Genomic DNA, 20,705 nt, shown 5'->3' on the forward strand with positions numbered 1-20,705 from the left:
CTCGGCGGCCTGCGCGGGCGGGATGCGCTGGTGCGGCTCGCGGCGCTGGAGGGGCTGATGCTGGTGCTGCTGGCGACGCTCCCGTTCACCGTGCCGGGCGAGGTCCTGCTGACGCTGGGGCCGCTCACCGCCACCCGTGAGGGGCTTGCTGCCGCCGCCCTCATCGCCCTGCGCGCCAATGCCGTGGTCCTGGCGCTGCTCGGCCTGCTGGGCGGCCTGGAGCCGGCGGTGCTGGGTCACGCCCTGGCGCGGCTCGGCGTGCCCCGCAAGCTCGTGCACCTGCTGCTGCTGACGGTGCGCCAGATCGGCCTGCTGGACGCCGAGCGCCAGCGCCTGCTGCGCGCCATGCGCGCCCGCGCCTTCGTCCCGCGCAGCCGCCGCCACACCTGGGTCAGCTACGGCAATCTCATCGGCATGCTGCTGGTGCGCAGCCTGGAGCGCGCCCGGCGCATCGAGGCCGCCATGCGTGCCCGCGGCTTTCGCGGCAGGTTCCATCTGCTGGACAGCCGGCACTGGGGCGCCGCGGACACCGCCTGGCTGCTGGGGCTGCTGCCCCTGCTGGCGGGCCTGCTGGCGCTGGATCGGCTGCCGTGAGCGCGCCGCTCCTGGAGCTGCGCGGCGTCCACTTCGGCTTCGCAGACCGCGCGGTGCTGCGCGGCGCGGACTTCGCGCTGTACCCGGGCGAGCGCGTGGCGCTCACCGGGCGCAATGGGGCGGGCAAGACCAGCCTGCTGCACCTGCTGGTGGGCCTGCGGCGCCCGGGCGCCGGTGAGGTGCTGGCCTTCGGCGAGCCGCGGCGGGTGGAGGCCGACTTCGTGCCGGTGCGCGCGCGGGTGGGGCTGCTGTTCCAGGACTCGGACGACCAGCTCTTCTGCCCCACGGTGCTGGAGGACGTCGCCTTTGGCCCGCTCAACCTCGGCCGCAGCCGGGAACAAGCCCGCGCAGACGCCGAAGCGACCCTGGCCGCCCTGGGCCTCGACCGCTTCGGCGAGCGCGTGACCCATCGCCTCTCCGCCGGCGAGAAGCGCCTCGTGGCACTGGCGACGGTGCTCGCGATGCACCCCGCGGTGCTGCTGCTGGATGAGCCCACCAACGGCCTCGACGAGGCCACCGAGGCGCGCCTGCTCGCGCACCTGGAGGCGCTGGACCTGGCCATGATCATCGTCTCCCATGACCGGCGCCTGCTCACCCGCCTCGCCACCCGCGCCGTCGCCCTGCACGAGGGACAGCTCGCACCGGCGACCCTGCACAGCCACCCGCACACCCATCGCCATGCCCACCTGCATCTGCACGCGCCCGGCGCGGAGGGTGAGGCTGCGCATACGGGCGCGGCGCCGGCGCATCCGGATCACCATGCCGGGGAGTGAGCGTCGGATAAGCTATGCTGCTGCGCTGCCGCCGGCCCTGCGCCGCCCCGAGGAGCCCCACGGAGCCCCAGATGCAGCGTGTCACCATCACCCTCGATGACGACCTCAATGACGCCTTCGAGCGTTTCCGCGCCGAGCACGGCTACGCCAACCGCTCCGAGGCCGTCCGCGACCTGATCCGCGAGCGCCTCCAGGCCGAGCGCCTGCAGCGCGAGCCCACGGGTCACTGCGTCGCGACGCTCAGCTATGTCTACAACCACCACGAGCGCGAGCTCGCCGGCCGTCTGACCCAGGCCCACCACCAGCACCACGACCTCGCCGTGTCCACCCTGCACGTGCACCTGGACCACGACCATTGCCTGGAGACCGTGGTGCTGCGCGGCGCCACGGATCGGGTGCGCGCCTTCGCCGATGCCGTCATCGCCCAGCCGGGAGTGCGCCACGGCCGGCTGTCGGTGCTGCCGGTGCGGGTCGCCGAAGAAGCCCACGACCATGGTGACGACGGCGCGGCCGGGCGTCATCTGCATCTGGCGCCGCTGCCCTGAGCCGGGTCGCCGCAGCGGCGCAGGCGCAACGCCTGCCTGCAAGTCCGCGTCTATGGCCTGCTCTTATGCGATTGTCATAGCCGATCAATTGCGCAGAATCCGCGCATTGGACAGGCCGGGAGCCTGTCCTTAGCCTCAACCCATGCTCGACGAGCATCCGAGCCCGGCCAAACCGAGCCGGGCCATGAAGCACGAACTGGTCAAGCCACGAACCGGAGGCAACGATGGGAAATGACGTCAAGACAACGGCCGGCAAGTGTCCTGTCATGCACGGCGCCATGACGGCGGCCGGCACCTCGAACATGGATTGGTGGCCGCAGGCCCTGAATCTCGACATCCTGCATCAGCACGACTCCAAGACCGACCCCATGGGGGCGGGCTTCGATTATCGCGAGGCCGTGACAGAGCTGGACTTCGACGCCCTCAAGCAGGACCTGCATGCCCTGATGACCGACAGCCAGGCGTGGTGGCCCGCGGACTGGGGGCACTACGGCGGGCTGATGATCCGCATGGCCTGGCATGCGGCCGGCAGCTACCGCATCGCCGACGGCCGCGGCGGCGGCGGCACGGGCAATCAGCGCTTCGCCCCCATCGGCAGCTGGCCGGACAACGCCAATCTGGACAAGGCCCGCCGCCTGCTGTGGCCCATCAAGAAAAAGTACGGCAACAAGCTCAGCTGGGCGGATCTGATCATTCTCGCCGGCACCGTGGCCTATGAGTCCATGGGGCTCAAGACCTTCGGCTTTGCCTTCGGCCGCGAGGACATCTGGCACCCGGAAAAGGACACCTACTGGGGCTCTGAGAAAGAATGGCTCGCACCCAGCGACACCCCGGAGAGCCGCTACTCCGGCGAGCGGGACCTGGAGAACCCGCTGGCTGCGGTGATGATGGGGCTCATCTACGTCAACCCCGAAGGTGTCGACGGCAAGCCCGATCCGCTGAAGACGGCGCAGGACGTGCGCGAGACCTTCGCCCGCATGGCGATGAACGACGAGGAGACCGTCGCCCTCACCGCCGGCGGCCACACCGTGGGCAAGTGCCACGGCAACGGCGACGCGGCCCTGCTCGGGCCGGAGCCGGAGGCGGCGCCGCTGCAAGAGCAGGGCCTTGGCTGGAACAACAGGACCCAGCGCGGCATCGGCCGCGACACCGTCACCAGCGGCATCGAGGGCGCCTGGACCACGCACCCCACCCGCTGGGACAACGGCTACTTCGCCATGCTGCTGGGCCACGAGTGGGAGTCGCGCAAGAGTCCCGCAGGCGCCTGGCAATGGGAGCCGGTGGACATCCAGGAGGAGGACAAGCCCGTGGATGTCGAGGACCCGTCCATCCGCTACAACCCGATCATGACCGACGCCGACATGGCCATGAAGATGGACCCGGCGTATCGGGAGATCTCGGAGCGCTTCTACCGCGATCCGGACTACCTGGCGGAGGTGTTCGCACGCGCCTGGTTCAAGCTCACGCACCGGGACATGGGCCCCAAGGCGCGCTACCTCGGCCCCTGGGTGCCGCAGGAGGACCTGATCTGGCAGGACCCGGTGCCGGCGGGGCCCACCGATTACGACATCGACGCCGTCAAGGCCAGGATCGCCGCGAGCGACCTCAGCATCGCCGAGATGGTCGCCACCGCCTGGGACAGCGCCCGGACCTTCCGCGGCTCCGATATGCGCGGCGGCGCCAACGGGGCGCGTATTCGGCTGGCGCCGCAGAAGGACTGGGCAGGCAACGAGCCGGAGCGCCTGGCCCGGGTCCTCGACACGCTCACAGGCATCGCGCAGCAGACCGGCGCCAGCGTCGCCGATGTCATCGTGCTGGCGGGCAATGTCGGCGTCGAGCAGGCGGCCAAGGCGGCCGGCTTCGATGTCAGCGTGCCCTTCGCGTCGGGGCGCGGCGATGCCACCGACGAGATGACCGACGCCGACTCCTTTGAGCCGCTTGAGCCCATCCACGACGGCTATCGCAACTGGCTCAAAAAGGACTACACCGTCAGCGCCGAGGAGCTGATGCTCGATCGCACCCAGCTGATGGGCCTCACCGGCCCGGAGATGACGGTGCTCGTCGGCGGCATGCGGGTGCTCGGTACCAACCACGGCGGCACCAAGCACGGCGTCTTCACCGACCGTGAAGGCGTCCTGTCGAACGACTTCTTCGTCAACCTCACGGACATGGCCTACCGCTGGGAGCCCGCGGGCGAGAACCTGTACGAGGTCCGCGACCGCCGTACGGGCGAGGTCAAGTGGACGGCAACGCGCGTTGACCTCGTGTTCGGCTCCAACGCCATCCTGCGCGCCTATTCGGAGGTCTATGCCCAAGACGACAACCAGGAGAAATTCGTCCGGGACTTCGTCGCTGCATGGACCAAGGTGATGAACGCCGACCGCTTCGATCTGGCGTAGCACCTGGCGCCGTCCCTGCCCCGGGCTGGGTATGCAGGGGCCACGTCGGTAGCCCCGGACCGGCCGGGGCTGCCCGACGAGCTGTCAGCGAGCCGCCTTTGATGGGCTGCGCTTCGCTGGTCCATCCCACCGCCGGCCCACCCCTTTTGATGCCTCCAGTAAGACTGTTTATACCGCTGTTTCTAAAGGAAAATCGGCGTGGACTCCTTGACGCCGGTCATCGCAAGCGCACCGCCGCCCGAGCGATTCTGTCGAGATTGACGATTCGCATGTCCGACCTGGGCGCTGGGCGAATATAAGTGCCGTCTAATGCATGGATTGGCCTGCGGCGTCCCGGCGGGCACTGCCGGATCGCAGGTGTCGGACGCCGGAGGCGTCTCTGGCAGCGCACGCCCGCAGGGGCAACGCCGCGCCTGGGAGAGGAAGGCGGCAGCGGACCCGGCCGATGGCTGGTGATCCGGCGCGCCTGCTGGGATCACTCCAACAACGACGGAAGACGAGCACATGCTTGACAGCACCATGATCGAGCTGTCGCGCTGGCAATTCGCCGCCACCGCGATGTATCACTTCCTGTTCGTGCCTTTGACATTGGGCCTCTCCTGGATGCTGGTCATCATGGAGAGCGTCTATGTCATGACCGGGCGCGAAATCTACAAGGACATGACCAAGTTCTGGGGCAAGTTGTTCGGCATCAACTTCGCCCTGGGCGTCACCACCGGCCTCACCATGGAGTTCCAGTTCGGCACGAACTGGTCCTATTACTCCCATTATGTCGGCGATGTCTTCGGCGCGCCGCTGGCCATCGAGGGGCTGATGGCGTTCTTTTTGGAGTCCACCTTCATCGGGCTCTTCTTCCTGGGCTGGGAGCGGCTCAGCAAGCGCCAGCACCTGATGGTGACCTTCCTGACGGCCATCGGCTCCAACCTGTCGGCCATGTGGATTCTCATCGCCAACGGCTGGATGCAGTACCCGGTGGGTGCCGAGTTCAGCTACGAGACCATGCGCATGGAGATGCAGAGCTTCTACGAAGTAATGTTCAATCCGGTGGCGCAGGTCAAGTTCGTGCACACGGTGGCAGCAGGCTATGTGACAGCCGCGATGTTCGTCGCCGGTATCAGTGCCTGGTACATGCTCAAAGGCCGGGACCTGGCCTTCGCGAAGCGCTCCTTCTCCGTGGCCATGGGCTTCGGGCTCGCGTCCATCCTGTCCGTGATCCTGCTCGGTGACGAGTCCGGCTACGAGGTGGGCGACGTGCAGAAGGTCAAGCTCGCCGCCATCGAGGCGGAGTGGCACACCGCGGAGGCACCGGCGGGCTTCACGATCTTCGGGCTGCCGAGCAACGAGGACGAGGAGACGCACATGGCGGTGAAGGTCCCCTGGGCGCTCGGGCTCATCGCCACCCGCTCCCTGGACGAAGAAGTCGTCGGCCTCAAAGACCTGATGCGCGAGCACGAGGTGCGCATCCGCTCCGGCATGATTGCCTACGAATACCTGCAACGGCTGCGCAACGGCGAAGACAACGCCCACAACCGCGGCACCTTCGAGGACCACATGGACGACCTGGGCTATGGACTGCTGCTCAAGAAGTACACCGACAACCCCGCCGAGGCCACGGAGGAGCAGATCCAGCTGGCGGTGAAGGACTCCATCCCGGAGGTGGCGCCGCTGTTCTGGACCTTCCGGGTCATGGTGGCGGCGGGCTTCTGGATGCTGCTGCTGTTCGTGCTCGGGTTCTATTTCAACGCCACGCGCAGGATCCAGGACAAGCGCTGGCTGCTGCGGGCCTTCCTGTACAGCATCCCGGTGCCCTGGATCGCCGCCGAGACCGGCTGGTTCGTGGCGGAGTTCGGCCGCCAGCCCTGGGCCATCGGCGAGGTGCTGCCGACGTCCGTCGCCGCCTCCAGCCTGACGGCGGGCGACCTGATGTTCAGCCTGAGCGCGTTCGTCATCTTCTATACCGCGCTCTTCGCCATCGAGATGTTCCTGATGTTCAAGTTCGCGCGTCAGGGGCCGAGCTCGCTGCACTCCGGGCGCTACTACCACGAGCGTCAGGCACAGCGGCTTGCCGACGGCGATGCAGCTCAAGGCGCCGGTCCGGCCCCGAGCTCGTCACCGGCACAGCAGCGGGGGGACTGACATGATCCTGGACTATGAGATCCTCAAATTCGTCTGGTGGCTCCTGGTCGGTGTGCTCTTCATCGGCTTTGCGGTCACCGACGGCATGGACATGGGTGTGGGCACGCTGCTGCCCTTCCTCGGCAAGAACGACGCCGAGCGCCGCGTCATCATCAACACCGTGGGGCCGCACTGGGACGGCAACCAGGTCTGGCTCATCACCGCCGGCGGCGCCATCTTCGCCGCCTGGCCGCTGGTGTACGGCGCGGCCTTCAGCGGCTTCTACTTCGCCATGCTGCTGGCCTTGTTCGCGCTGTTCTTCCGGCCGGTGGGCTTCGACTACCGCAGCAAGATCGAGAACAAGGCCTGGCGCAATGCGTGGGACTGGGGGCTCTTCATCGGCGGCGCCGTGCCCGCACTAGTGTTCGGCATTGCCTTCGGGAATCTGCTCCAGGGCGTGCCCTTCCACCTGGATGAGCTGCTGCGGCCCTACTACACCGGCAGCTTCTTTGCGCTGCTGAACCCCTTTGCCCTGCTGGCGGGGCTGATCAGCCTGAGTATGCTCACACTGCACGGTGCCATCTGGCTGCAGCTGCGCACCGGAGAGCCCATTGCCTCCCGTGCCAAGCAGTGGGCCAAGGTGACCGGGCTTGCCACCATCATCGGCTTTGCGCTGGCGGGGCTCTGGCTCACCTTCTTCGTGGACGGCTTCCGCGTGGTCAGCATGCCGCCGACGGACGCGATACCGAACCCGCTCACCAAGGAGGTCGTCATCGAGCCCTTCGCCTGGCTCGCCAATTACGGCAGGTATCCGTGGACGCTGCTGTTCCCGATCGTGGGCTTCGCGGGCCTCGGCTACGCGGTGTCGCTGTCCATGCAGGACCGGGCCGGGCTCGGGCTCATCATGAGCGGTGTCGGCATCACGGGCGTGATCATGACGGCGGGTGCGGCCATGTTCCCGTTCATCATGCCCTCCAGCACAAACCCCGGCAGCAGCCTCATCGCCTGGGATGCCACCTCCAGCCACCTGACGCTCACGGTGATGTTCTGGGCGGCGGTGATCTTCATTCCGATCATCCTCGCCTACACCACCTGGACCTATGCCCGCATGTGGCGGCGCATCACGGTGGAGGAGATCGAAGCGCAGGACAAGCTGGCGTACTAGGGGGAGAGTTTCGAGGGGCGAGGAGCGAGGTCCGCCCGCTCCCTCGTCACTCGTCACTGCCCACTCGACACCGCATCAATGCCGTACTTGATACTCGCAAGAACCGCAAACTCAGAGGAAATCCCCATGTGGTACTTCACCTGGATCCTCGGCGTCCTGCTCGCCGTCGCCTTCGGCATCATCAACGTCATGTGGTACGAATCCGAGCAATGCCTCGGCGAGCCGGACGACAACAAGCTCGACGCCTGACCAGCGCCCCGGGGCGCCACCTGGGGCCACCGAGCTCTGCTCGGCGCACGCTTGACCTGCCGCCTGAGCCTTGTCCCCACACGCGACCATGCGGCGCCCAACCGCGTCGCACGCTGCGCCCTGGACCTGGCTGACAGTCGCTTCTCCCAACAGGCGCCGCGCAAGTCCCGAGGCCGGCCCCGGCTACGCCAATTTGAGTCGGCCACCTGGGGCAGGTGGACTTGAGTGCGCCGACCGTACGCCCATCCGCCAGCTCGTGCGCCCCGCACGAGCAGCGGCGGGCGACATCACTCCGCCGCCTGCGGCTCGCCGGTGAGCTGCGCGCTCCCCTCCCCGGCGCCGGCGTGCGGTGCAGGCGCGGGCTGTGTCTGGGGTGCCGCGGCGGTTGCTGCGTCCTCCTGCTGCTGCTTCGCGTAATCCTGATAGGCGGGAATGGCAAGTGCGGCCAGGATGGCGAGGATCGCAATGACGATCAGCAGCTCGATGACGGTGAAGCCGGCGGGACGGTTCTTCATGGGCGCACCTTGTTGTTGCGGGTTGGGCGGCACGCATCCCGGCGCGCGGCAGCGCAGTCGCGCCGGCGCGGCACAGGGCCGCCCGAGGACGTTTTCCTGAACACCCGTCATTACTGCGCAAGAACCGGCACGACGACATCCGCCACTCCGGGATATCCCGGTAGGGGAAAACGCCGAATGCAGTCGGCATGCCCCGGGGCGGTCTCACTGCCCGCGCAGCGGTGCGCTGGAGCCCCAGCGCCGGTACCGGGTAGGATGCCGGTCCACAGGACAGCGCCCGCGGACCTCAGGCCCAAGCGACGACGCCCGCAGCCAACGCCGGCATCCATCATGAAGTTTCCGCTGCTCACCGCCGGCGCCGCGCTCGCCGCCGCCCTCATCATGGGCTGCGCCAGCCAGCGCGCATTGACGCCTTTTCCCGCAGCCGGGGCGGACAAGGTGTCACAGCCCGTCGCCGACATTCTCATCCGCGCCGTCAACGACACGCGCGTCAACGGTCGCGAGGTCGCCGGCTGGTGCTTAAGCGACATCCGCACAGGCACGCTGACGCAGGTGGTCCGCGCCGGCACCGGCACCAGCGACAACGTCGGTCTCGCCCTGCCGCTGGGCCGCCGCGGCAACCACAAGCTCTCCTGCTCCTGGCACACCCACCTCTGGGGCCGCCGCGTCGTGCCCGGCCCGAGCAGGCAGGACCTGCTCAACTCCCGGCTGCCGCAGCTGCGCGACATCCATCACTTCGTCATTGATCGGCACGGCATCTGGCACTATGCCGATGGGCAGGTGCTCAGCATGTGTCCGTGGAACGGCTCGGGCACCAACTTCGATGCGGCGGGCTGCCGGTCCTGAGCGCCGCCCGCCCCGTCCCGCCCCATCGCCTCAGTCATCCGGTGCAGTCTCCTTCACCGGTGCACGTCGCTGTCCAGGCTGCGTGACACCACGGCGAACAACAGGGCCGTGGACCAGCCGAGCAGGAGGACGCCGCTCAGGGCCTGGATGCCCGTCAGCAGCCGCCATTGCTCGCTGCTCAGCGTGATGTCCCCGTAGCCCAGGGTGGTGAAGGTGACGGCGGAGAAGTAGATCGCCGTCTCCAGCGAGCCGATGGGCGCGACGGGCGTGAGCGCCCAATAGGCGAGCGCCCAGATCAGGATCTGCAGCCAGTGCAGCAGCACCAGCCCGAGCACGGTCTGGATGACGACATGCAGCGCCCGGTGCGGCAGCAACGCCCCGTCCTGCCCCGTGTGGTGACGCAGCAGCCAACGCAGCAGCCACACCGAGCCGAAGCCCTGGATCAGCACCGTCAGCACCACGAGCAGGGCGCCCACCAGCAGCGGCATGAGCATGGCTTACGCGCGCGCGCTGGCGCCGGAACAGCGCCGCACGCCGACGCCGACGCCGGGGACCTGCGCAGCCTTGGCGCTGCGGTGGCCGCACCCGGCCATGGCGCGGTTTCTTGGGTGGGGACGGGGTGCAGAGCGCGGAAAGGGGAGCGGCGACATGGCGGGCGCTGGGTCGCGGGTACCGGAGCCTGTGCCGGCATCCTACCCCAGCGCAGCACGGACCGCCGCGGCCCCACCCTCGGGCGAGGCCGCGGCGGTGTCCGGGCTGGGTGTCCGGCCTGGGTATCCGGGCAGGCTCAGGGCTCCTGCACCACCACGCGACCCGCGACCATGAAGGTGTAGAAGGGCTGCTCGGTGGGCTTGGCGAGCCGCTCGTAGGCGGCCCGCAGCTCGGCGAGCGCACGGGTGGGCAGGGTGCCGTCGGCGGAGACCTCGCCGTTCATGCAGGGCTCAAGGGCCAGGTCGACGGATTCGGTGGCGGTGGCGACGCCCGCGGTGGCCAGCAGCGCGCCGGCGAGCAGGGTGGATGCGAGGGGCTTGGTCATAGCGGTGCCTGGTTGATAAGTAAGTTAGCGATTACCGATATTGTTACCCCCGGACAGGACGGCAAGGTTGCCGTGGCACGAAGTTTCTGTGACAGCGCCGCGAATGTGCGCCTGTGGCTGACATTGCCGCGATTCAGTTGCGAGGCATCCACCCGCGCCGGCGCACACTGGCCCTGCGGGTCCTGCTGCGCCGGGTTGGTGTCAATGCGGGCCGCTGTGCGCTCGAATGCTGGAGGGGCTTCGGGCTCAAGGGGGCTGGCGCACGGGTTTCCGGCAGTATTCGGTCCGCAACGGCTTACCCCGCGGTGCGCGGCCACCGCCCACGCGCTGTCTGTCCACTCCCCGAGAACTGCATGGTGATTTCTGTCATGCTTGCACCGGGCGGCCATTGGCGCCCCCGCGACCGGCCCGGCATGCTGGGGGACTGCCGCGGCCTGGCCGTGACCAGCCCGGGGTATCGCCGGCGACGGCCCGCGGCACCGGCGGGGCACGAAAGCAGTCCATCAACATCCAACGGAGAATGACACCATGGCAAACGAGGGTTACCACGAGCCCATCGACGAGCTGTCCGACGAGACCCGCGACATGCACCGGGCCATCGTCTCGCTGATGGAAGAGCTGGAAGCCGTCGACTGGTACAACCAACGCGTGGATGCCTGCAAGGACCCGGAGCTCGCCGCCATCCTGGCGCACAACCGCGACGAGGAGAAGGAGCACGCGGCGATGGTGCTGGAGTGGATCCGCCGCCGGGACCCGAAGTTCGACGGCGAGCTGAAGGATTACCTCTTCACCAGCAAGCCCATCGCTCACCATTGAGCTTTGAGGTATGCGCCTGAGCTCAGCGCGGAGCCGGGCCGCCGACCGGCCACCGTGCGGCAGGCGCGCAACCACCGGCATCGTTGTGCGACTGACCTGAGGGCTGAATCATGGCCGATTTCCACCAGGAACCGCAGATCACGACGCTGCACGCGCTGTATGAAGCGTTCGACAAGGACGACTACCTGAGCAACCTCGAGCGCAAGCTGGAGGACCACGCCCGCCACACGCACGTGAGCCTGCTGCTGCCGTCGCTGCACAGCGAGATGGGCAACGCCGGCGTGCTGGACCAAATCATCGAGCGCATCGCCGAGGTGCGCTACCTGAAGAGCATCGTCGTCGCCCTCGGCGGCGCCCCCGAAGAGGGGCAGTTCCGCGAGGCCCAGGCCTACTTCGGACGGCTCGCACGCCCGGGCTGCGAGCTGCGCGTGGTCTGGATCGACGGCCCGCGCATCCAGGACCTGCTCGCACAGATGGCCGAGCGCGAGATCCCCACCGGCGAGCAGGGCAAGGGGCAGTCGGTGTGGGTGACCCTGGGCTACCTCTTCGCCCGCGACCAGGCCAGCATCATCGCCCTGCACGACTGCGACATCGTCACCTACAGCCGCACCATGCTGGGGCGGCTCATCGAGCCCGTTGCCAACCCCAACAACGACTTCCAGTTCTGCAAGGGCTACTACGCGCGCATCTCACCCACCGAGCGCTCCATGAAGGGGCGTGTGACGCGGCTCTTCGTGACGCCCTTCGTGGACACGCTCTCGCGGCTCATGTGCCAGCACGGGCTGCCGGAGCTGCAGCGCTTCTTCGACTACCACCGCAGCTTCAAGTACCCGCTGGCGGGGGAGTTCTGCTTCACCTCGGACCTGGCCCGGGGCCTCAACATCGCCTACGACTGGGGCCTGGAGGTGGCAACCCTGTCCCAGGTGTACGATCAGCTCACCCGCCGGCAGGTGGCGCAGATCGACCTCGCGCCCACTTACGAGCACAAGCACCAGGAGCTCTCGCCGGACGACACCAACAAGGGTCTGCACCGCATGGTGGTGGACATCGCCAAGTTCTATCTCACCTACATGCGCTCCCACGGTGTGCCGCTGGACGACTCCTACGTGGACATGCTCCTGCACACCTATTATCAGAACGCGCTCAAGTACATCCGCAAGTACAGCTACGACTCCGACGTCAACGACCTGCGCTACGACCTGTACGAAGAGGAATCCGCTGCCAGTCACTTCCGCGGCTTCCTCTGGGACGCCTGGATGCAGAGCAAAGGCCCGCAGGAGGCCAAGCTGATCCCGTCCTGGAACCGCGTGGCCTACACCTTCCCGCAGATCTACGAGCGGCTGCTGGAGGCGGTGGAGGCGGACAACGCCCAGGACTGATGCAGATCTGATCCAGAGCTGACCCGGCCTGCCCGGGACAGCCGGGGCGGCACCGCAAACCCCATTTCGGGTACCGTTTGTCTGTTTTGTCGCGCGTGCGGCGGGTATGCTGTGGCGTCGGCGGCGGCCCGCCGGAGTGGCCCGCAGCCGCGCCCTTACAACGCGTCGGCCGGGCCAGGCTGAGCCGCGGTCCCCCAAACATCAGTCCCACAAGCATCAGGCCCCCAAGCATCAGGCCCCCAAGCATCAGGCCTTCAAGCATCCGGCATCCCGCATCCGGCTGCCGGACGTTTCCCAAGCCCGCAGGAGAGACCGCCGTGTCCGCATCGCAACAATCGCTCGACCGCAAGCGCTTCCTCATCTACCAGCTGCCCTATGTGGTGCTCTACGTCGCCGCCCTCGGCCTGGTGGCCATGACCGCCCACAACGCCACCGAGATGAGCATGTACTGGCAGCTGTTCATTCCGCTGCTGGCCCTGGTGTCCATCCTCGGCGGCTGGCGCTTCGCCGGCACCAGCGGTCAGGAGCGCTGGGCCTACATCCTGCGCCAGGTCCTGCACTGGGGCGCGCTCATCCTCGTCATCCGCCTGCTCTACGCGCATGCGGTGCAGGATTTTCTGAACGACGAGCAGGACGCCTTCGTGACCATCTACGTCATCGGACTCGCGGCTGTGCTCTCCGGCGTCTATCTGGACTGGAAGATGGCCCTGTTCGGCGCCTTCCTGCTGCTGAGCGGTGTCGCCATCGCCTGGCTCAACGACAACTGGATGCTGCTGGTGCTGGTCATCGGCGGCGCCGGCATCGCCGCCATCGCCGTGTCGCTGCTGGTGCGGGCGCATCTGCCGGGCCACACGGCGGGCGGCTCCGGCGCAGCCGCCTAGGCGCCGGCGGACAGTGCCGGTCCGGCGTGCCGGGCCGGCGCCTGCCGCGCGCTGTCAGGTCAGCTCACCAGCCACGGCCCATGCGCTCGCCCGGGCCGGCGGCCCTGCGGGCCTCGCGCATGCCGCGCAACTGGGCCTGCTGCTCGTCGGTGAGCACTGCGGCCAGGCGCTCGCGCACCTCGGTCCGGGTCATGCCCGGGTCGCGCTGCTTCTGCGCCAGAATCGCCGCGACCTGGTCGCACTGCGCATCAGTAAGGTCGAGCCGCGCGACCATCCGCTCGATGCGCGCCTCCATACGCGCCCGGCGGCGGTCATCCCAGCGCGCACGCTGCTGCGCCGTCAGCACGGCGTCGATCTGCTCACGCAGTTGCGCGCGCGAGGCGTCTGCGGCGCTGTGATGGTCCTCCAGCAGGGCGCGGATCTCTTCGCGCTGGGCGTCACTCAGGTCGAGCCGCTCCGCCATGCGCGCCATGCGCATGTCCAGGCGCTCGGCGGCCCGGGGATGCCCGTCCAGGGGCGCCGCGGCGACGGTGGCGCCGGCGAGGACCAGGGTGATTGCGAGGGTGGTGAGCTGGTGGGTCTTGGTGCGGAACATGATTCGGTCTCCAATGCGCACAATGGCCTGTCAGGCATGTCTCGTTGTGGCCGGGCGGCGCTGCGGCGCGTGCCGGCCACACTTCGCAGTCTGGACGGCAACCGCGCAGCGGCTGCGGACGCTTTGTGCAAAGACCTTGGACCGCTCGCAGCGGCAGCGACCGAGCCCCTCGCCGATTCGGCGTGGATGCCGCTGGCGACTCAGGGCGCATCGTGGCCCGAGGGCGCGGCGTCCTCGTAGCGATAACCGACCCCATAGACCGAGTGGATCAGCTCCCGCTCCGGCGGCAGGATCTCGGCGAGCCGCCGGCGCAGCTTCTTCACATGGCTGTCGATGGTGCGGTCGGACACGACCCGATGGTCGTCGTAGATGCGCTCCATGAGCCGGGCGCGGGAGAAGATCCGCCCCGGCGCGCTCACCAGCGCCTTCAGCAGCGCGAACTCCACCGCCGTGAGCTGGACCTCGCCGCGCTCGCCGCGGACCCGCAGTGCGCCGTCATCCAGGCGCAGAGGCCCGCTGTCGGGTGTCGTCGGCGCCTGCCCCTGCGCGCGCAGCCGCCGCAGCACCGCCTTGACCCGCGCGACCACCTCCCGCGGGCTGTAGGGCTTGCAGACGTAGTCGTCGGCGCCGAGCTCCAGCCCCAGCAGCCGGTCGATCTCCTCCACCCGCGCCGTGGTCATGATGATGGGCACCTGGGAGAAGGTGCGCACCTGCCGGCAGATGTCCAGGCCGTCCGTGCCCGGCAGCATCAGGTCCAGCAGCACCAGCGCCGGCTGGTTGTCGCGGATCCAGTCCACGGCGCCGGTGCCCGTCGCCAGGCAATGGGCGGTGAAGCCCGCCGCCCGGAGATAGTCCGCCAGCAGCGCGGCGAGGCGGGTCTCGTCCTCCACGATCAGGATGCGCTCACCCATGCTCAACGCCCTCCCCCGGTGTCGTTGCTCGGCCCCTGATGCCCGGAGTTATAGCCCGCCCGCGCGTTGCCCGCGGCATCTTCTGCACCCCGCGGCAGCGCCAGGTGCACGTGCAGGCCGCCGAGCGGTGACGCCGCCGCGCTGATCTCCCCGCCATGGGCGGCGGCGATGTTGCGCGCGATGGCGAGCCCGAGCCCGGCCCCGCCGGTGGCACGGCTGCGGGAGGCGTCCACCCGGTACAGCCGCTCGAAGAGCCGCGGCAGGTCCGCCGCCGGCACCCCGGGGGCGCTGTCGTCGAAGTCCATGCACAGCCATGCCCCCTGCCGGGACAGGGTCACCACCAAGGCGCCGCCGCGGTCCGTGTAGGCCAGGCTGTTGCGCAGGAGATTGCGGAAGAGCTGCGTGAGACGCTGCGCATCGGCATGCAGGGTCCAGTCGGTGTCGGCGCCGGCGTCGGGTATCGTCAGCCGCAGCTCGATGCCGGCGTCGGCGAAGGCACCGCGGAAGGCGTCCAGGGCGTCCTCCAGCAGCTCGTGCAGATCCACCTGGGCCTTGCGGTAGCTGAGCGCGCCCAGGTCCGTCATGGACAGCTCGTAGAGATCGTCGATGAGCCGCCCCAGGCGCAGGCTGTCCGCGTGCAGGGCATCCAGCGCCGCCCGGTCCAGGGGCCGCACGCCATCCTGCATGGCCTCCAGGTCGGCACGCAGCAGCGCCAGCGGCGTGCGCAGCTCGTGGGCGATGTCGGCGGCCCATTGCCGCCGCGCCTGCTCGGTGCGCGCAAGCGCCGCCGCCAGGTCGTTCAGATCGCGCCCCAGGCGGCCCAGCTCGTCCGTGCCGGCCACCGCCACACGGGCCGCATAATCGCCCGCCGCGAGCCGGCGCATGGCGTGCTGGAAGGCCGCCACCGGCCGGGTCAGGCGCTTCGACAACGGAAAGGCCAGCAGTGCGGCCAGCAGCGCCACGCCGAGGCCGATGAGCCAGAGCGCCAGGCTCTGCCGCTCGCGAAAGCGCAGATCCGCAAGCTCGGTGATGGACGGCCCCGGCAGCAGCGCCAGGGTGCCGATGGTCTCGGCACCGTCGCGCAGGGGCCGCCGCTCGGCCGCGTCCAGCAGGTCCTCGCGGCCGTAGACCAAGGCGCCGTCCGCATCCAGCAGCATGAGCCGCAGCTCCAGCGCCCGCGGCGGCGCGCCCGCTTCGATGCGCGCCAGCACCCGCCGCGGCGGCCAGCCGCCGGGCTCGCCGAGCAGGTCGGCGGCGTGCTCCCGCAGCGGCTGCTGCGCCCAGGGCGGCGGGCCGCGGCGCCCGAGGGGTCGCCGGTGCGCTGCATCGCCGTCCGCATCGAGCTCTGCCCAGTGCGGCCCATGGCGCACCAGCGGCGCACCCAGCAGGGTGCGCACCCACAGGCGCTTATCGGCGGCGAGACGCTCCCAGCCGCCGTCGCGGCGGTGGCGCTCCACCAGCCGCTCGGCGATGGCGGCAAGGCGCTGTTCCCGGCGCTCCGCCGCCAGCGCCTCCAGCCCGCGCTGGAAGGACCAGCGCACGAAGCCCTGGGTGACCACGACGGTCACCAGGCTGACGCAGAGCAGCGTCAGAAACAGCTTGGCGCGCAGAGACAGTTGCATAACGGGCCACCCTGGGGCATTGCCGCCATTGTGCCCGCAAAGGGTGCAGCAAGAATGGAAGGCGCGGCGCCGATGGCCCGCGGCGCCCGGGCGTACCGACATGCCAGCCGGCCAGATCCCCGACCACCGTGCGGACGCCGCGGTTGCGCGGCAACGGCGCCCCACATGCTCATCCGGCATCCCTTGCATCTTCCCAACCCGGCGCGCCATGCTGTGTACGCCCGGGCCGCCGCAGGCCGCCGGCGGTCGCCCTGCGCCCAGCCCGCGGCGGCGCTTTGCAAATGCGCCGCGCCCCGGGGCGGTGCACTGGAGGAGGAGGACACAGCATGGGCTTTCGCTTCCGCCGCAGTCTCAGGATCGCACCCGGCATCCGGCTCAATTTCGGCAAGCGCAGCATGAGCCTGAGCCTGGGGCCGCGGGGGGCCTCGGTGACCATCGGCGGTCGCGGCACTCATGCCAACGTCGGGCTCCCGGGCACCGGCCTCTCCTATCGCCACCGGCTGGACTCCCCCGGCGGGCAGCGCCGCGCGGAGCGCCACCGGGCGCGCGAGCGCCGCGAGCAGGTCCACACCGAGGCGAGGCAGCGCGCCGCGGCACTCACCGACGTGACCCTCGCCCTCGGTGACCGCGGCGAGCTGCTGGTCACCGACAGGCAGGGCGCGCCACTGTCCCGCGCCCACCGGCGGCTGCTGTGGAAACAGCACGGCGACGCCATCACCGCCTGGCTGCACGAGCGCATGGACAGCATCAACGGCGATGTCGGGCTGCTCGCGGACATCCACCTGGACACCCCGGCGCCCGACGACGCCCCGCACGACATCCCGGCGCCCTTTGCGGAGCCGGCGCCGGAGCCGCCGGCCACCCCGTCCATGGCGCCCAAGCCCGCGCCCCCGGAGCAACCGGAGCCCGGGCTCCTGACGCGCCTGTTCGGCCTGGGCGAAGACGCCCACGCCGAGCGCACCGCGGCCGCGCAGGCCGAGCACCGCCGGCGCTATCGCGCCTGGCTGGAGCGCGAGCGCGCCCGGGCCGAGCAGCACCGCCGGGCGGTCTCGCGCTGGCAGCAGGCCCACGCCGACTGGCGCCGTCGCAAGGCCGCACACGAGGCCGCCGAGGCCGAGCGCCTACGCGCCTTCGCCGCGCGGCTGCGCACCGACCAGAAGCTCATGGAAGCCCTGCTCGCGGACGCCCTCGACCAGCTGGACTGGCCCCGGGAGACCCTGGTGGATTTCGAGATCCAGCCCCGCATGGCAAGCGTCTGGCTCGACGTGGACCTGCCGGAGATCGGCGACCTGCCCCAGCGCGAGGCCACCCTCGCCAAGCGCCGGCGCCGACTGCTGGTGAAGGACAAGCCCAAGACCCGGCTGCGGCAGGAATACGCCCGGCACGTGCACGGCATCGTGCTGCGCATGGCGGGCACCGTCTTCGCCACCCTGCCCGCCGTGGAGCGGGTGGTGCTGTCCGGCTACTCCCAGCGGCTGGACCCCGCCACCGGCGTCGTCAACGACGACTACCTGCTGTCCGTGGACTTCGACCGCGCCGGCTTCGCCCGCATCGACTTCGACGCCCTGGAGCGCGTGGACCCGGTGGCCGCCGTCGCCGCCTTCCCGCACCGGCGGCGGCTCCTGAAGCGGGACGGCTTTCGAGCCATCGAGCCCTTCGTCATGCCCGGCTCCGTTGGCTAAGATGCACCGTGCAGCCATGCTGCGGAGGCGCCATCGCCCGTCCTGCGGAAGCACCGACCATGTCCCACCTGCAACAAGCCCTCGCCGACATCCTGACGCGCGTCCACCGCCCCGGCGACTTCTATGCCGCGGGCACCATGGATCTGCATCTGCCGCAATTGCGCGTCGACGGCGTCGGCCCCATCGCTCTGCCGCTGCTGCCCATGCAGGCCGAGCAGCTCATCGCCGTCGCCGAGCAGGCACCCTACGGCCGCGGCACCGAGACCCTGGTGGACACCGAGGTCCGTCGCACCTGGCAGATCGACGCGCGCCGCTTGGACTTGGGCGGCCGGCGCTGGGGCGAGGATCTGGCCCGCACCGTCCGCGCCGTGGCCGCTGCGCTCGGCGTGCGCGGCGAGGTGCGCGCCGAGATCTATAAGCTCTTGGTTTACGACGCCGGCGGCTTCTTTGTGAGCCATCGCGACAGCGAGAAGGCGCCCGGCATGTTCGCCACCCTGGTGGTGACGCTGCCGTCCGAGTACACCGGCGGCGAGCTGATCATCCGCCACAAAGGGCACGAGGTCGCCCTGGACCTGCACACCGGTGACCCCGGTCAGGCCGCCTACGCCGCCTTCTATGCGGACTGCCGCCACGAGGTCCGGCCGGTGGCGAGCGGCCATCGCCTGGCGCTCATCTACAACCTGGTACGCCCCAACGGTGAGCCTCTGCCGCAGCCGCCGGACTACGACCAGGAGCGCGCCCAGCTCGCCGCGCTGCTGCGCCGCTGGCCGCAGGCCGACCCGGCCGCCGAGCAACCGCACAAGCTCATCTACCCCCTGGAGCACAGCTACACCGAGGCCGAGCTCGGCTTCGCGGGCCTCAAAGGCGTCGACGCGGCCGTGGCGGCTGTCATGCTCGGCGCCGCCGAAGACGCGGACTGCGACCTTCAGCTCGCCATGGTCACCATCGGCGAGAGCGGCTGGGCCGAGTACACCGGCGGCGGGTATTGGCGCGACGACGACGCCTTCGAGATCGGCGAGGTGCTCGATACCTGGCAGGAGCTGCACACCTGGCGGCTGCCGGACGATGCCGCCCTCGACATGGCGCCGCTGCCCTTCGAAGACGGCGAGGTCTGTCCGCCCAACGCCTTCGCCGACAAGGACGACGTGGAGCCGGACTTCGAGGAGGCCACCGGCAACGAGGGCGCGTCGTTCGAGCGCACGTACCAGCGCGCCGCCCTGGTGCTGTGGCCCGGACACGGGCGGGCCCGGGTGCTGGCGGACGGCGGCCCCACCGCCAGCCTGCCTTACCTGGAGCGCCTGCTGACCCAACTGCGGGCCGATGAGGCGGCCGGGGCGTCTGCGGACCGCATCGCGGCGCTCCGGCAGCAGGCGCTGGCGCTTGCCACCTGCATCCGGGAAGCCTGGACCGCATCCGCATTCGCCGGGCAGGAGCTCAGCAAGCGCGGCCTGGCGGCCCAGCTCCTCGACGCCCTGCGCCAGCTCGACGACACCGACGGCGGCGCCGCCTTCATCGAGGACGTCTGCGCCGCCGGCGGCTACACGGGCGAGGACAACATGGCCATCGCCCGTCTGTGCGCCGCGCTGCCCGCCGCGCGTGCCGCGCGCCTCCTGCACACCATCATCGACGGCAACGCCCTGCGCGACCCGGCCGCCTGTGCCCAGCTCCTCGCGCGCTGCACCGAGCAATGGCCCGAGTCGACCATCGCCCTGCTGCATCCAGCCGCGCTCGCGCTGCTGGCGGGGCTGCCGGACCCAGACAAGCGCCCCGAGCCGGCCCCGGGCGGGTTCCACCCGCCGGCACCGCGGCCGACGCCGGAACTGGTGCTGGGCGCCCTCGTGGGCCTGAGCCGCCTCGACACCGCCCTCGCCGAGCGCGCGCTGCACCACTGCCTGGACCATCCGCGCCTGTACGACCCGGACGCCATCCTGCTCCCGGCGGCGCTGGCCGTCGCCGCCGCGCACGATCCGGCGGACATCGCCCACCTGCCGCCGGCGCTCACCGGCCTGCGGAACGCAGTGCTCCGCCATCTGGACGCACGCATCCAGGCGCCCCTCACCCCGCCGCCGGACTGGCAGCGGGTCGCCGACATCCGCTGCGACTGCGCCGATTGCAGCGCGCTCAAACGCTTCCTCGCCTCGCCCACCGAAGCCACCTGGCAGCTCAAGGCCGCCGAGTCGAGGCGCCGGCACCTGGAGCACAGCATCCAAGCCCACCGCTGCGACCTGCACACCCGCACGGACAAATCCGGCCGCCCCTACAGCCTGGTCTGCATCAAGAACCAGGCGAGCTACGACCGCCGCGTCCAGCAGCGCAAACAGGACCTTCACAACCGCGCGCGCCTGACGGGCGGGCAGCCGGCCTGAAGCCGCAGCCCCGCCGACCGGGAGTCCCGGCTGTCAGCCGGCTTCCCGTCAGAAACACCCAGCAAGCCGCGCCCCATGACGCCTGACACCTAAGCCCGCCTCTGACGCTGTGACGCCGCTTCGGTGTGACCCGGGCGGGGCCCCCTGTGTCAGGCTAGTTGTCGCCTCCACCTTGTAGGACTGTAACCGCAACAGGGGGCGAAGACGAGAGACCCG

Annotated in this window: 18 protein-coding genes and 1 pseudogene; 13 read left to right on the plus strand and 6 right to left on the minus strand. The window is 69.9% G+C overall.

Features of this window, described 5'->3' with window-relative positions; all coding sequences use genetic code 11:
- From cbiQ to cydX, 7 genes are all read left to right on the plus strand, one after another.
- A partial coding sequence (gene cbiQ / locus QZ607_RS23740) for a cobalt ECF transporter T component CbiQ (RefSeq protein WP_295888158.1) occupies window positions 1–594 on the plus strand: 594 nt, incomplete at its 5' end.
- Window positions 591–1,367 (plus strand): energy-coupling factor ABC transporter ATP-binding protein, encoded by a 777-nt coding sequence (locus QZ607_RS23745; protein ID WP_295888160.1) that lies wholly within the window; start codon window positions 591–593, stop codon window positions 1,365–1,367. The genes cbiQ and QZ607_RS23745, both read left to right, overlap by 4 nt.
- Before the next feature lie 71 nt (window positions 1,368–1,438).
- Complete coding sequence (nikR, locus tag QZ607_RS23750; protein ID WP_295888162.1) at window positions 1,439–1,912, plus strand: nickel-responsive transcriptional regulator NikR; 474 nt, start codon at window positions 1,439–1,441, stop codon at window positions 1,910–1,912.
- Window positions 1,913–2,136: 224 nt separating this feature from the next.
- Window positions 2,137–4,311 carry a catalase/peroxidase HPI gene (katG, locus tag QZ607_RS23755; protein WP_295888164.1) on the plus strand — a complete coding sequence of 725 codons (2,175 nt, stop codon included), beginning with the start codon at window positions 2,137–2,139 and terminating at the stop codon, window positions 4,309–4,311.
- A 504-nt stretch (window positions 4,312–4,815) separates the two neighbouring features.
- Window positions 4,816–6,447 carry a cytochrome ubiquinol oxidase subunit I gene (locus QZ607_RS23760; RefSeq protein WP_295888166.1) on the plus strand — a complete coding sequence of 544 codons (1,632 nt, stop codon included), beginning with the start codon at window positions 4,816–4,818 and terminating at the stop codon, window positions 6,445–6,447.
- A gap of 1 nt (window position 6,448) precedes the next feature.
- Window positions 6,449–7,591 (plus strand): cytochrome d ubiquinol oxidase subunit II, encoded by a 1,143-nt coding sequence (gene cydB / locus QZ607_RS23765; RefSeq protein ID WP_295888168.1) that lies wholly within the window; start codon window positions 6,449–6,451, stop codon window positions 7,589–7,591.
- A 126-nt stretch (window positions 7,592–7,717) separates the two neighbouring features.
- Window positions 7,718–7,840: a cytochrome bd-I oxidase subunit CydX gene (cydX, locus tag QZ607_RS23770; protein ID WP_295888170.1), complete on the plus strand. Its 123-nt coding sequence runs from the start codon at window positions 7,718–7,720 to the stop codon at window positions 7,838–7,840.
- Between the two features lie 413 nt (window positions 7,841–8,253).
- On the opposite strand, the pseudogene QZ607_RS23775 reads toward cydX, so the two are convergent.
- A pseudogene (locus QZ607_RS23775) lies at window positions 8,254–8,355 on the minus strand (prepilin-type N-terminal cleavage/methylation domain-containing protein); the annotation flags it as partial.
- Window positions 8,356–8,685: 330 nt separating this feature from the next.
- Between QZ607_RS23775 and QZ607_RS23780 the strand changes: the two are divergent.
- Window positions 8,686–9,201, plus strand: a complete 516-nt coding sequence (locus QZ607_RS23780; protein WP_295888171.1) for a hypothetical protein — start codon at window positions 8,686–8,688, stop codon at window positions 9,199–9,201.
- A 53-nt stretch (window positions 9,202–9,254) separates the two neighbouring features.
- Here QZ607_RS23780 and QZ607_RS23785 read toward each other — a convergent pair whose 3' ends face one another.
- Both QZ607_RS23785 and QZ607_RS23790 read right to left on the minus strand, forming a co-directional pair.
- Entirely contained in the window at window positions 9,255–9,695 is a 441-nt protein-coding gene (locus tag QZ607_RS23785) for a potassium channel family protein (protein WP_295888173.1), read from the minus strand.
- Window positions 9,696–9,988: 293 nt separating this feature from the next.
- Window positions 9,989–10,237, minus strand: coding sequence for a hypothetical protein (locus QZ607_RS23790; RefSeq protein WP_295888175.1), 249 nt, complete (start codon window positions 10,235–10,237; stop codon window positions 9,989–9,991).
- A 528-nt stretch (window positions 10,238–10,765) separates the two neighbouring features.
- On the opposite strand from QZ607_RS23790, the gene QZ607_RS23795 reads away from it, so the two are divergent.
- The 3 genes from QZ607_RS23795 to QZ607_RS23805 all read left to right on the plus strand — a co-directional run bounded on the left by QZ607_RS23795 (window position 10,766) and on the right by QZ607_RS23805 (window position 13,313).
- Entirely contained in the window at window positions 10,766–11,053 is a 288-nt protein-coding gene (locus QZ607_RS23795) for a ferritin-like domain-containing protein (RefSeq protein ID WP_295888177.1), read from the plus strand.
- Between the two features lie 110 nt (window positions 11,054–11,163).
- Window positions 11,164–12,432, plus strand: a complete 1,269-nt coding sequence (locus tag QZ607_RS23800; protein ID WP_295888179.1) for a hypothetical protein — start codon at window positions 11,164–11,166, stop codon at window positions 12,430–12,432.
- A 317-nt stretch (window positions 12,433–12,749) separates the two neighbouring features.
- Window positions 12,750–13,313: a hypothetical protein gene (locus QZ607_RS23805; RefSeq protein WP_295888182.1), complete on the plus strand. Its 564-nt coding sequence runs from the start codon at window positions 12,750–12,752 to the stop codon at window positions 13,311–13,313.
- A 64-nt stretch (window positions 13,314–13,377) separates the two neighbouring features.
- On the opposite strand, the gene QZ607_RS23810 is transcribed toward QZ607_RS23805, so the two are convergent.
- From QZ607_RS23810 to QZ607_RS23820, 3 genes are all read right to left on the minus strand, one after another.
- The gene (locus tag QZ607_RS23810) at window positions 13,378–13,908 is read right to left on the minus strand and encodes a Spy/CpxP family protein refolding chaperone (protein ID WP_295888185.1); all 531 of its coding nucleotides are present in this window, start codon (window positions 13,906–13,908) and stop codon (window positions 13,378–13,380) included.
- Window positions 13,909–14,108: 200 nt separating this feature from the next.
- Complete coding sequence (locus QZ607_RS23815) at window positions 14,109–14,819, minus strand: response regulator (RefSeq protein WP_295888187.1); 711 nt, start codon at window positions 14,817–14,819, stop codon at window positions 14,109–14,111.
- A 2-nt stretch (window positions 14,820–14,821) separates the two neighbouring features.
- Complete coding sequence (locus tag QZ607_RS23820; RefSeq protein WP_295888189.1) at window positions 14,822–16,441, minus strand: ATP-binding protein; 1,620 nt, start codon at window positions 16,439–16,441, stop codon at window positions 14,822–14,824.
- A 326-nt stretch (window positions 16,442–16,767) separates the two neighbouring features.
- Between QZ607_RS23820 and QZ607_RS23825 the strand changes: the two genes are divergently transcribed.
- Together QZ607_RS23825 and QZ607_RS23830 are read left to right on the plus strand one after the other, a co-directional pair.
- Window positions 16,768–18,123, plus strand: a complete 1,356-nt coding sequence (locus QZ607_RS23825; protein ID WP_295888191.1) for a DUF4236 domain-containing protein — start codon at window positions 16,768–16,770, stop codon at window positions 18,121–18,123.
- 59 nt (window positions 18,124–18,182) lie between these two features.
- The gene (locus QZ607_RS23830; RefSeq protein ID WP_295888192.1) at window positions 18,183–20,489 is read left to right on the plus strand and encodes a 2OG-Fe(II) oxygenase; all 2,307 of its coding nucleotides are present in this window, start codon (window positions 18,183–18,185) and stop codon (window positions 20,487–20,489) included.
- The last annotated feature ends 216 nt before the right edge of the window (window positions 20,490–20,705 follow it).

The sequence above is a fragment of the uncultured Thiohalocapsa sp. genome (genome assembly GCF_913063425.1).
In the GTDB taxonomy this organism is placed as follows: domain Bacteria; phylum Pseudomonadota; class Gammaproteobacteria; order Chromatiales; family Chromatiaceae; genus Thiohalocapsa.

What these genes read in the sequence shown, in the direction of transcription:
- nikR (WP_295888162.1), top strand. Translation starts at nt 1,439, where the DNA reads ATGCAGCGTGTCACCATCACCCTCGATGACGACCTCAATGACGCCTTC.
- katG (WP_295888164.1), top strand. Translation starts at nt 2,137, where the DNA reads ATGGGAAATGACGTCAAGACAACGGCCGGCAAGTGTCCTGTCATGCAC.
- QZ607_RS23760 (WP_295888166.1), top strand. Translation starts at nt 4,816, where the DNA reads ATGCTTGACAGCACCATGATCGAGCTGTCGCGCTGGCAATTCGCCGCC.
- cydB (WP_295888168.1), top strand. Translation starts at nt 6,449, where the DNA reads ATGATCCTGGACTATGAGATCCTCAAATTCGTCTGGTGGCTCCTGGTC.
- cydX (WP_295888170.1), top strand. Translation starts at nt 7,718, where the DNA reads ATGTGGTACTTCACCTGGATCCTCGGCGTCCTGCTCGCCGTCGCCTTC.
- QZ607_RS23780 (WP_295888171.1), top strand. Translation starts at nt 8,686, where the DNA reads ATGAAGTTTCCGCTGCTCACCGCCGGCGCCGCGCTCGCCGCCGCCCTC.
- QZ607_RS23785 (WP_295888173.1), bottom strand. Translation starts at nt 9,695, where the DNA reads ATGCTCATGCCGCTGCTGGTGGGCGCCCTGCTCGTGGTGCTGACGGTG.
- QZ607_RS23790 (WP_295888175.1), bottom strand. Translation starts at nt 10,237, where the DNA reads ATGACCAAGCCCCTCGCATCCACCCTGCTCGCCGGCGCGCTGCTGGCC.
- QZ607_RS23795 (WP_295888177.1), top strand. Translation starts at nt 10,766, where the DNA reads ATGGCAAACGAGGGTTACCACGAGCCCATCGACGAGCTGTCCGACGAG.
- QZ607_RS23800 (WP_295888179.1), top strand. Translation starts at nt 11,164, where the DNA reads ATGGCCGATTTCCACCAGGAACCGCAGATCACGACGCTGCACGCGCTG.
- QZ607_RS23810 (WP_295888185.1), bottom strand. Translation starts at nt 13,908, where the DNA reads ATGTTCCGCACCAAGACCCACCAGCTCACCACCCTCGCAATCACCCTG.
- QZ607_RS23815 (WP_295888187.1), bottom strand. Translation starts at nt 14,819, where the DNA reads ATGGGTGAGCGCATCCTGATCGTGGAGGACGAGACCCGCCTCGCCGCG.
- QZ607_RS23820 (WP_295888189.1), bottom strand. Translation starts at nt 16,441, where the DNA reads ATGCAACTGTCTCTGCGCGCCAAGCTGTTTCTGACGCTGCTCTGCGTC.
- QZ607_RS23825 (WP_295888191.1), top strand. Translation starts at nt 16,768, where the DNA reads ATGGGCTTTCGCTTCCGCCGCAGTCTCAGGATCGCACCCGGCATCCGG.
- QZ607_RS23830 (WP_295888192.1), top strand. Translation starts at nt 18,183, where the DNA reads ATGTCCCACCTGCAACAAGCCCTCGCCGACATCCTGACGCGCGTCCAC.